This is a genomic window from Gilliamella sp. Occ4-3, assembly GCF_001690675.1.
GTDB lineage: Bacteria > Pseudomonadota > Gammaproteobacteria > Enterobacterales > Orbaceae > Gilliamella > Gilliamella bombi.
The window spans coordinates 22,890-33,720 of sequence record NZ_LZHR01000020.1 but is presented as its reverse complement, the minus strand read 5'-3'; the positions used below and the strand labels follow the sequence as shown (position 1 = coordinate 33,720).

Genomic DNA, 10,831 nt, shown 5'->3' with positions numbered 1-10,831 from the left:
ATGGCGGCGCGACTCATGCTGATTCAGTTAGTCCCTTATTATCAGTAACATTGCCTGGAAACAAAATTGTTACTGTATCAAATGATAGCTCAAGCATGGAAAACCCATTAGTGTTAGATAAACTTTCAGCCACTTTTGCAGATATCAAGACATTAGTACCTCATAGGGATTATCCAGAAGTATTGACCGATAAAGTTATTGATGACAATGGTTATTGGAAGGATGATGATGGCGATACACTTCATCGTGTCAATTCAAGTAAATTAAAAATTAAATGGCAAAATTTATATGGTCAAGATATTACTAATTATGTGAAGGATAACTCAGATAAAGCATTAAATGGCTGTGATGCACCTTATCAATTGACATTAGAAGCGGAAGATGTGAGCATTAAGACAGAACATGGTATTCCTACTGAAAGTGATAAATTTACTGGAAATAGGCATACCTATTATCTTTATCCCAAAATGGATAAACCACAATTTTGTTATGCTATGCCTAATTTAGAATATGATTGGCATTCAAATGATATACCTTACGATGGTGCTGTTTCTTCTCTTAACGATCCGCATGGCGATTGGAATAAATATAGAGGGTTTTATGCTTATAATCCAGCGAATCCTGGAGCAAACTTTCCAACCACAGGCTCTCATAATTTATTTTTTTACTTGAGTGTTGCAGGAATGAAAGCGCAAGATATAGTAAATAAAAATGGTCGAACAATTTCGACGGGAGGGGTAACATTAACGTTAAATGCTGAAAATAAGCTACCTACAGGGCTTGTAAAAATAAACTTAACGGGTCCTAAGGAGAGTAATCCTAGTTCTTTTATTCCTTCAACATTTTATTTACACGATAAAAATAATGACCCATTGTATAGTTTTAGGTTAGAGCGTTGGTATGTAGCTAAAAAAGGCGGTGCAGGTGGTTATCAAAATGGAGTTGCGTTTTGTAATAACTTTAATGGTGGTGGGTATCGTATGCCCAAAGTGCTTGATTTTACCAATGCAAGGCGTGGCGGTATTGTGGATTGGCAAAATGGTATAACAGATGAAAGCTATTTACGAAAAATTAGTTATAAAGTGAATGGTTATTGGATGGGTGGGTTATTTAGCGAATGGGGACGTATGACTCAGATTTACTATAAAGATAGTGATTGGGAATATTTTCGTGTTGGAGAACCTTCTTGGGGGGATATAAGAGGGTATTATTGGACGTCAGAAGATCATTATAATGCTGGTTTGAACAGTATCCATAATTATGTTGTAGAGACAAATATAGGTATTGTTGGTGATAGAGGTGGAGACGATTTAGATTTTAGAGTAGCATGCGTTAGCCCTTAGTTATATATAAGAATTATTTATGTTTTTATGGTAATTTGATAAATACTGTAATAAATATACATAAAAAAACAAAATTGTAGGAAAACGCCGAGTTGTTTACTTTTCATGGTTAAAATAATCCTCTAAAAACGCATAAGGCGTTTTTAGAGGATTAGTCCAACATTTAGTTTTAATTAACAATATTCCCGATAAACACGTTTGTGATATCCACTGATAGCCTAGCTTTTTAATATGATGAAAACATTTAGGAAAAAATCAGGGTAAATGTTTTTCGGCTATCTTGCTAAATATTAGAGTAATTATTGGATCATTTAATAGTTTACGTTGATAATAGTAAGCATAACAGCTTAATTTTACAATAGCACATCACGGCAATTGATTTTTTGTTAACAGCTTTATTTAATCATCCCAAAGCATAATTGCATGATCTTCAGTTAATATTAACGGCGGAGCAAAAAGATACTCTTTGACTTTAGCTGGTAAAACCTGCATGTCATTAAAGTTAAATTGTAACTCAGGATAAACATTAGCGATTTCTTTTATACGGGTATCAAGTAATTCCTTTATTTTATTCGATTCTTTTGTAATAGCTATTTCGTCTTTTAACATGCCAATTTGTTTTTTATGGTGCTCTGACTCAAATATTTCATGAAAAACAAAAGAAAATCCCTTTTTGTTATTGGTTCTGTCACAATCGGGGCATTCTCTATATTCAGGATGATGCAATTTAAGTTCTTTAACACGCAAAGCAATAATTTCGTCGATATGATCGGTATAATAATTTAATGTAGGATCTAAATAAGCCAGCGTTCTGTGTTCAGGTATTGCGCTATTACTATGCACTAAGGTAAATAAAGGTTTTTTTAATATCTTCATTTTTGTAACTTCCTTTTAATTAAAATAAAAAGATAACAAGACCTTAATAAATAAAAGAGGCTGTTAATTTTATGTAAAAATGTTTTTGGTTGACATAATACTTAAATATAAAAAACAACAAAAATTAAAATAACTCATTATGTTATAATAAATATTTAAATTAATGAATTTAAGTTTCAAAGCATAGGTACTTAAAATAATAAAATACTATTAAGAACAACTGCTATCAGAAAATGAAAAGTCTTATTTACTTACAAACCTTACTTAAAGGTTAATTACGGTATATTATCAATACAGTAAAACATTATTACTTAATAGTAAAAACTTAATAAGCGAATGACTACCTATTTAAAAATAATCACTTTTTTAAGACAGATTTAATTTTGGAAAGTTCAATAATATCGCTAATTTTATCTTTTAGTTAAAGATCTTACGTCTAATTTTATAGACAAATACATAACGAAGTTAATCAATATATCATAATAATTTTTAATATATTTAACTATTAAAGCTATTTAAAATAGTGCAGAGCACGGAATGATTTATTTTTAGTAAAAAACTAGCAATATCGGTTAAATTATAAGACGAACATAATTATGGTGATGATTGTTGGGTTTTCAATGCCTTTGGATATTACAAATAATCAACCTAATATATAGGATTTCCTTACGCTGTTTACAGGAATTGAAACAAATACGGCGATTAACATACTTTTTATTGCAGTAGTTTTAATTGATATACGGCATAATCAGCAAATAGTTAGTGATACAACAGATACAAACAAAATTTTAAGTGATTTGCTCACTTTTATAATAATAAAGTTAAACAACATAAGGCGATTTTAAATAAAACACCTTATGAGTTTTTAGAGAATTATTTTAACTGTGAAATATAAACAAATTGGTGTTTTCCTACATTTTAAGGCGAAAATGTCAGATGAGCTAACTATTTTTAAAGTTTGCTCTTTTTGATATGTTTTAAATTAGGTAAAGCAATTGCCAGAAGAATAATACCCACTCCAATCCATTGATTAAAATGGACCGATTCGCGTAAATAAAAATATGAACAAGTGACCGCCACAGGCAATTCTGCTGCCGACAAAATGGCACTTAATGAAATTCCAATTCTTGGAATTCCTACCGAAAACAAAAAAGGTGGCAATACAGTACCTAGTAATGCTAATAAAAATCCTAATTGATAAAGTTTGTCGCTAATATCAAGTTTGAAGAAAAATAAAGGTGGAAATATCAAAAAAGTAATAATACATGCGCCGGTAATCATCCACGCACTTTTTTCAAGCTTAGGTAATTCGTTACCAATATTGCTGCTAGTACTAATAAAGAGTGAATACATCAGTGCTGCTAAAAAACCAAAAAAACAACCAGTCAAATTTAAACTAATATCTTGATTAAAAATACCTGCTGCTAAGCAGCTACCTAAGATAATTACAATAATCGCTGAAAGTTGAATAATACTAGGTTTGTTTTTGAAAAAAATAAAATCAATAAAGACGCTAATCCACAAATATTGCATTAATAAAATAATTGCAATTGATGCAGGCACTAGTTGTACGCATTGGTAATAACAAATACCGACTAATCCAGGAAATAGACCAACAGCGCAGATCTTCCATTTTTTTGTCAATTTTGTATTTTTTTCTGTTGGAGTCTCTAATCGTGTGTTTGTTGATGTAGATACTTTTGGGGAGCGTATTATTTTGACAATAAAGTGAATACTCCATAACATTAACATTCCCAAAAAACATTGGATACCAGTGACTTCACCTAATTTATACCCGTTTTGATAAGCCGTCTTAACGATAGAAGATAGTACGCCAAAGCTACATGCACCTAATAAAACCAGTAAACCGCCTAAAAATTTATCTTTCATATCTAAATCTCGTAACAAAAAATAACATTGCCGATAATTGCCGGCTAAAAAACACAATAAAAGACATTAGGGGGAAGGATTATTAAATTCATTCCCCAGATGTCTTTTCAATAAGTTAAATCAATCAAATTACAATGATAATTAATATTTCAAAATCTATTAATCTCAACGGATAAGTGATTATGTAGCGCACTTACTTTTAGTATGGTCATAATTAAATGAATAATAAAAAACAACACCTAACACAAGTGCATATGTAGCAAAAATTAGCCAAATTGTTTGCCAATCTTTAAGACCATCATGTGTACACATGTCAACAACATAACCACTTAAAATCGAGCCAAAATAAGCGCCAATACCATTAACCATGGTCATAAACAGTCCTTGAGCACTGGCTCGAATATTTGAACTGACTTCTTTTTCAATGAAAATAGAACCTGAAATATTAAAAAAGTCAAATGCACAGCCGTAAACGATCATTGAAAGCATTAATAGCACAAAACCAAAAGGTGTTGGATCGCCAAATGCAAATAAACCAAATCGCAAAGTCCAAGCTATTAAGCTTATCATTATGACTTTTTTGATGCCAAATTTTTTGAGAAAAAATGGGATGGTTAAGATAAATGCGACTTCAGCCATTTGTGAAACCGATAATAAAATAGCTGGGTATTGCACAATCAAGCTATCTTTAAATTCTGAGACTTTACCAAAATCATGCAAGAAAGCGCCACCAAAAGTATTAGTGATTTGTAGTATCGCACCAAGCAACATAGCAAAAAGAAAAAAAACAGCCATAACTGGTTTTTTGAATAATACAAAAGCATCTAATCCTAAATAGGAAACCCAAGACTGTTTTTGGTTTTTAGATACAGTAATGTTTGGTAATGTTGTACTATAAACAACAAGAACAGCGGATGCTGCGCACGCAACATAGAGCTGAGCATTACTCAACTCGAATTTGCATAAACTAATTGTCCACATTGCAATGATAAAACCGACTGTACCAAATACTCGTATTTTAGGGAAAACGGTTACCGAATCTAAGTTATGTTGATCCAAACAGTGGTAGCTAATAGAGTTAGATAATGCAATGGTTGGCATAAAAGCTAACGCATTGCCTAACATCACCCAAAATAAAATAGCTGAATTATTAACTGATGCAGCATAAAAAAGCGCAATGGCACAAACAGTATGACAAAGCATATATAGATATTTAGCTTGCAAAAATTTATCGGCAATAATACCAATAATAAATGGTGTAATTAATGCCGCTAAACCTTTTGTACTAAAAATCATCGATACTTCAACACCAGAAAAGTGTAAAGTATTAAATAGATAAGCACCAAAAGTGGCTAACCAGCTTCCCCAAATGAAATATTGGAAAAACATCATTATTTTCAATCTATTCTTTATGTTCATTGTTTATTCCTAAAATAAAGTGAACTTTTTATAGAAAATTACCAATAAAAAGTATTGGTTAGAAACGTGCAATCGTTTTTGTTATAAGTTTTAAAAAGGTTGATTTAACACGTTCTGCTGTCTCTATAACTTCTTCGTGTCCTAATGGTTGATCTAAAATTCCGCAAGCCATATTAGTTAAACACGAAATTCCAATGGTTTTAATGCCTGAATGGTGTGCGATAATTGCTTCAGGCACGGTTGACATACCAACAGCATCAGCACCTAAAACACGAATCATTCTAATTTCGGCAGGTGTTTCATAAGTAGGACCTGTCCACCAAGCATAAACACCTTGTTGTAAGGTAATATTAAGTTCTTTGGCTACATCAATTACTGTTGAACGCAATTGCTTATTATAAACCTCACTTACATCTAAAAAGCGCACACCTAAATCAGGGTTATTTGGTCCAATAAGAGGATTGTTGGCAGTAAGATTAATGTGATCGGTGATCAACATTAAATCGCCTGGTTTAAAACTCGTATTGACTGCACCACATGCATTAGTGATAATTAATTTTTCAACACCAAGCATCTTCATTACACGAACAGGGAAAGTAACTTGATCTAACGAAAAACCTTCGTAATAGTGAAAGCGTCCTTTCATTGCCACAACTGTTTTGTCTCCGCATTGGCCAATGACTAATTCATTTGCGTGGCCAACGGCTGCTGATTTGGCGAAATGTGGAATTGTGTCATAAGGAATATGAACAGCATCTTCAAGAGTGTCGGCAAAAGGTCCTAAACCTGAACCAAGAATAATCCCAATTGTTGGTTTTTTGTTTGTGTGTTTCTGAATAAAATTAACGGCTTGTTGAATATCTGAAGTCTGATGCATGATAGTATCCTTTCAAAAAAATTAATGCTAAGCTAAAGTAAAATAGGTGAATATAATAAAACAGTGATAACCTATTGCTTAGTTTAATTGGGTAAAATCCCATAAAATAATTAAAAAACAAAATAATTTTTGTTTTCAACATATATTATGATGATCTTCGTCTAATAAAGGAAGATGCGAATTGATATATCTTAGAATGAATTAGAAAAATTTCTTTTTTATTTTTATTATTCAATATATTAAATTTAGATTAATTTAATCACCAAAATGAACAATATAAAAGGTTTTCTTAGATAAGACGATCATCGCCAGAATAGATCACACCTTTATCGCCTCTAAAGAATCCAACCAAAGTTAAATTACACTGTTTAGCCAAATCAACCGCCATTGAAGTTGCTGCCGAAACAGCTAATAAAAATTCCACGCCACAATTAGCTGTTTTTTGCACCATCTCGTAGCTAGCACGGCTTGATACTAACACTACACCGTGTTGATACTCAGGGTTATTTAACAATTGCATAGCTCTAAAGCCAAGTAGTTTATCTAAAGCTACATGTCGACCGATATCTTCAAATCCAGCGATAAATTGTCCTTTTAAATCTAGCCACACAGCTGCGTGAGTGCCTCCAGTTTGTTTACCGACTTGTTGAACATGCGATAAATAGCTTAAGCTGTCACTAAAATCAGCTAAATCAATCTGACTTATTAATGGTAAAGTAGGAATATCTTGGCAGACTTGCTCTATCTGCTCAGTACCGCAAATACCGCATCCTGTTCGTCCAGCTAAATTACGTCGTTTTTCTTTTAGCTCGCTAAAGCGTCGTGACGAAAGCTCAATGTGTACTTCTATGCCTTTTGGGGTATCAATAACATCAATGCCATAAATATCATTAACCGAATGAATAATATTTTCCGTTAACGAAAATCCAATAGCAAAATAATCCAAATCTTTTGGTGTCGCCATCATCACTACATGTGAAATTCCGTTATAAATTAAAGCAACTGGCTTTTCGATAGCTAACATATCAGGTTGAAAATGTTGTAACTTACTGTTTTTAAATTTACGTACTGGAATTGATTTAACACCGATCGCCATTAATTGCCTCTTGCTAATTTGGTTATAATTAAGACTGCTATCAGCACAAGATCAACCATTAATAATTCTAAAATGTTAACGTAGTGTAATATTTTATCAATAGATAGCGTGCTCAGCACTTAATAAGCAATATTATGATAAAATAGTTCGCCATAAGCAATTGATAATTCATAAGCTAACTCTATGTCATTACAAGAAATCACACAGACTATCATGCAGTTTATTGAGCACCATCAAGTTTGGGCATTACCCATTATATTTTTATTGGCATTTGGTGAATCTTTAGCGATTATCTCGCTTCTAGTGCCTGCAACGGCTATTTTATTAGGGGTAGGGGCTTTAATCGGTGGAGGAGCAATATCATTTGTGCCCGTATTAATTGCCGCTTCGGCAGGTGCTGTTTTTGGAGATTTACTGTCTTATTGGTTGGGTAAACACTATCATCAACAAGTTATTGCTTCATGGCCACTTAATAAGCACCCTAAATTAGTTTATCGTGCTGAGCAATTCTTTCAGCGTTATGGAACGTTAGGGGTATTTATAGGTCGATTTTTTGGACCACTACGAGCCATAGTCCCTTTAATTGCTGGCACAATGCATATGCCAACCACCAAATTTAACCTAGCAAACATTGCTTCAGCACCAGTTTGGGCTTTTGTATTGCTTGCGCCAGGAGCATTTGGTGTGCCTTGGTTAGAAACTCTTTTTGGTTAAAGTGTACCGATGGTATAACTACGACGCCCACTCTTGCGTCCCAATGCTTCTAAATTGGTTTGCAATGGTGGGAATGGTAGCGTTAAATGATGTTTACGATAAGCTTCAAGTATCAATTTATGTATAGCGCTTCGCAGTAACATTCGGTGTCCCATTTCAGCAGCAAAAACACGTAATTCAAACAACTGAATACCTTCTTGGATATCCACCAAAAATACTTGAGGTTCAGGATCGTTAAGCACATATTCACATTCATCTGATGCTTGTTGTAAAAGTTTGATAACCAAATCACTATCAGCATCGATGGTAGCAGGAATAGTTAATACAATTCGAGTGATCGAATCTGATAACGACCAGTTCACCAATTGTTCGGTAATGAAAGCTTTATTGGGCATCACAATTTCTTTACGATCCCAATCGACGATGGTAATTGCGCGAGTATTAATTTTGGTGATATTACCTGTCAAATCGCGAATTGTCACCGTATCGCCAATACGCACAGGTTTTTCGAATAAAATGATTAAGCCAGAGATAAAATTAGCAAAGATCTCTTGTAAACCAAAACCTAACCCCACACCTAATGCGGCAATTAACCATTGAATTTTAGACCAGTCGATACCAATAAACGAAAATGCAATCATACAGCCTATCATCAAAGTAATATATTTTGAAACTGTGGAAATAGCATACCCTGTTCCTGGTGATAAATCTAAATGTTGCAAAATGCCTAACTCCAACAAAGAGGGCAAATTTTTGACCAACTGAACGGTAATTGTCATCACTAAAATCGCAATACAGACTGCACCAAGAGTAATGTATTGTTCGATTTCAGTTCCATTAACAATGGCGCTGGTTCCCCAAAGTTTAATATTATTCATAAAAGCAAAGGCCGAATGCAATTCAGACCATAGCAAAATCATACTAATTAGCGCAATCATCATAATAATCGATCTGACTAAATGTAAGGATTGCGCACTGATGACATCTAAATCGATAACAGGTTCATCAACATTTTCGTTAAGTGAATTGAGATCATCTTCATGTGATTTGGCTCGTTGCATACGTTCTAAGCGACGTTGCTTGGTTCGTTCAAATTCTATACGACGTTTTTGGATCCACATCCAACGGCGAATCATAAAATAAATAACTAACAGAGCAAACCAAATAATGACAGAGGCCTCAAGACGACCTAATAGTACTTGAGCTGTCGAAAGATAACCTAAACAAGCCGCAATGATGGCTAGCCATGGTGCACTTAATAAAATAAACCACAAAATATGACTTAATAAATTATCACCAGCTCCTTTTTTATCAATATAAAGAGGAACGCCAGCACGATGAATAGAATTAGTCATAAACACCAAAGCAAAGCAGAGCAAAATAAACGATGTTCGACCAATTGTGGCTGCAAATTGATGATTATTATATTGATCAAAACTCATTACTATCATCACTAGTGGAATTACCAGCCAAACTGAAAGTTGATAATATTTCATCGCTGAGCGTACGCTACGTCCAGACCAACCAAAATGAGTAATAAACAGCCCATTAGATGACGCAAAATGCGCTGAAATAATAAATACCCACAAAATAGGCGCAGCAGCATTCACACCATAACCCAAGGCAAATGCGACAGGATAATCTGAATTAATCTGTAAAGCATAACCAAACACCGCCCACAAAATAGGGATAGGTAATGCCATAATTAATGAAAATATAATTACTTTTAAGGTTAAAGAGTAACTATCTTGTGTGACTTTTCCTACACGACTAGCTGATTTATTGAGAAAAATATTATATTTCGTGCGCATTTTAAAGTGTGCAAACACGAATAGTAACGACAAAATAATTAAAAATAGCGGTTTTGGCGAACTAAGTACTTCAACGCTAGCATTATAAAGTTGCGAAATGGTATCGACAGAAAAAATCACATACACAACATCTTTGGTTAAATCGATTGGATAACTCAATGATATTGGATTCACATCAGCTACCCAGAAGAAATATCTGTGTGCAGCATCGTTAACTTCGTCAATCGCATTGGTTAATTGTTTATTGGCAATTTTTAGTTTAGTCAATTCTAGAATGGTAGTATCAGTTCCCGAAATAAGAGTCTTAAGTAATTCGGTTTGTTCTCGAATTAAACGACGATATTGGGTTGCTTCTTTGATGCTGTTAAGTGGACTTGTTAAAGTAGGGTAATTGTCCAAAGATGTTAAAATATTACTATAATTAAGTTGTTGCGCTTTTGCCTCGGCGATTTCGGCATCAAGCGCTTGCGATTTGGGTTTTTCTGGCAAACGCAATAACTGTTGACGTAAGGTTTCGCCCAAAGCGGTCGAAAAACTCAACCATTCTCCTTGTTCATCAAGTGTTGCCAGTGTATTTTGAACATGTGAAATTTGTGTTGTGATATTGTTTTGCTCATTAACAATACTAGTTAGATGTGTTTTTTGTAACTCCATATTTTGTCTGAGTTCATCATTTTTATCACTTAACTGATGAACAACTAGCGAAAGATCATTTTCATCATTAATGACTGGTGTGGTTTCTTCGGCAAAAGTCAGTGAAGAAAACAACACAACAACAAAGCACACAACACCACGAATCCACATA

The 10,831-nt window shown here is 33.6% G+C and carries 8 protein-coding genes; 2 read left to right on the top strand and 6 right to left on the bottom strand.

Annotated elements, in window-relative coordinates; genetic code table 11:
- A partial coding sequence (locus A9G44_RS13420; RefSeq protein WP_179854786.1) for a hypothetical protein occupies positions 1 to 1,343 on the top strand: 1,343 nt, incomplete at its 5' end.
- Between the two features lie 399 nt (positions 1,344 to 1,742).
- Here the strand turns inward: A9G44_RS13420 and A9G44_RS01745 are convergent.
- The 5 genes from A9G44_RS01745 to fdhD all read right to left on the bottom strand — a co-directional run bounded on the left by A9G44_RS01745 (position 1,743) and on the right by fdhD (position 7,501).
- Positions 1,743 to 2,219 (bottom strand): hypothetical protein, encoded by a 477-nt coding sequence (locus A9G44_RS01745; RefSeq protein ID WP_065608999.1) that lies wholly within the window; start codon positions 2,217 to 2,219, stop codon positions 1,743 to 1,745.
- A gap of 951 nt (positions 2,220 to 3,170) precedes the next feature.
- Complete coding sequence (locus A9G44_RS01740; RefSeq protein WP_065608998.1) at positions 3,171 to 4,109, bottom strand: EamA family transporter; 939 nt, start codon at positions 4,107 to 4,109, stop codon at positions 3,171 to 3,173.
- A 180-nt stretch (positions 4,110 to 4,289) separates the two neighbouring features.
- Positions 4,290 to 5,528 carry a nucleoside permease gene (locus tag A9G44_RS01735; RefSeq protein WP_065608997.1) on the bottom strand — a complete coding sequence of 413 codons (1,239 nt, stop codon included), beginning with the start codon at positions 5,526 to 5,528 and terminating at the stop codon, positions 4,290 to 4,292.
- A 58-nt stretch (positions 5,529 to 5,586) separates the two neighbouring features.
- On the bottom strand, positions 5,587 to 6,405 hold the full coding sequence (locus A9G44_RS01730) for a purine-nucleoside phosphorylase (protein WP_065608996.1): 819 nt from the start codon (positions 6,403 to 6,405) through the stop codon (positions 5,587 to 5,589).
- 289 nt (positions 6,406 to 6,694) lie between these two features.
- Positions 6,695 to 7,501: a formate dehydrogenase accessory sulfurtransferase FdhD gene (fdhD, locus tag A9G44_RS01725; protein ID WP_143426281.1), complete on the bottom strand. Its 807-nt coding sequence runs from the start codon at positions 7,499 to 7,501 to the stop codon at positions 6,695 to 6,697.
- A gap of 183 nt (positions 7,502 to 7,684) precedes the next feature.
- Between fdhD and A9G44_RS01720 the strand changes: the two genes are divergently transcribed.
- A complete protein-coding gene (locus A9G44_RS01720; RefSeq protein WP_065608994.1) occupies positions 7,685 to 8,215 on the top strand; it encodes a DedA family protein in 531 nt (176 codons plus the stop codon).
- On the opposite strand, the gene mscM is transcribed toward A9G44_RS01720, so the two are convergent.
- Positions 8,212 to 10,830, bottom strand: coding sequence for a miniconductance mechanosensitive channel MscM (mscM, locus tag A9G44_RS01715; protein ID WP_065608993.1), 2,619 nt, complete (start codon positions 10,828 to 10,830; stop codon positions 8,212 to 8,214). The two genes, A9G44_RS01720 and mscM, sit on opposite strands and share 4 nt — an antisense overlap.
- Position 10,831: the final 1 nt, after the last annotated feature.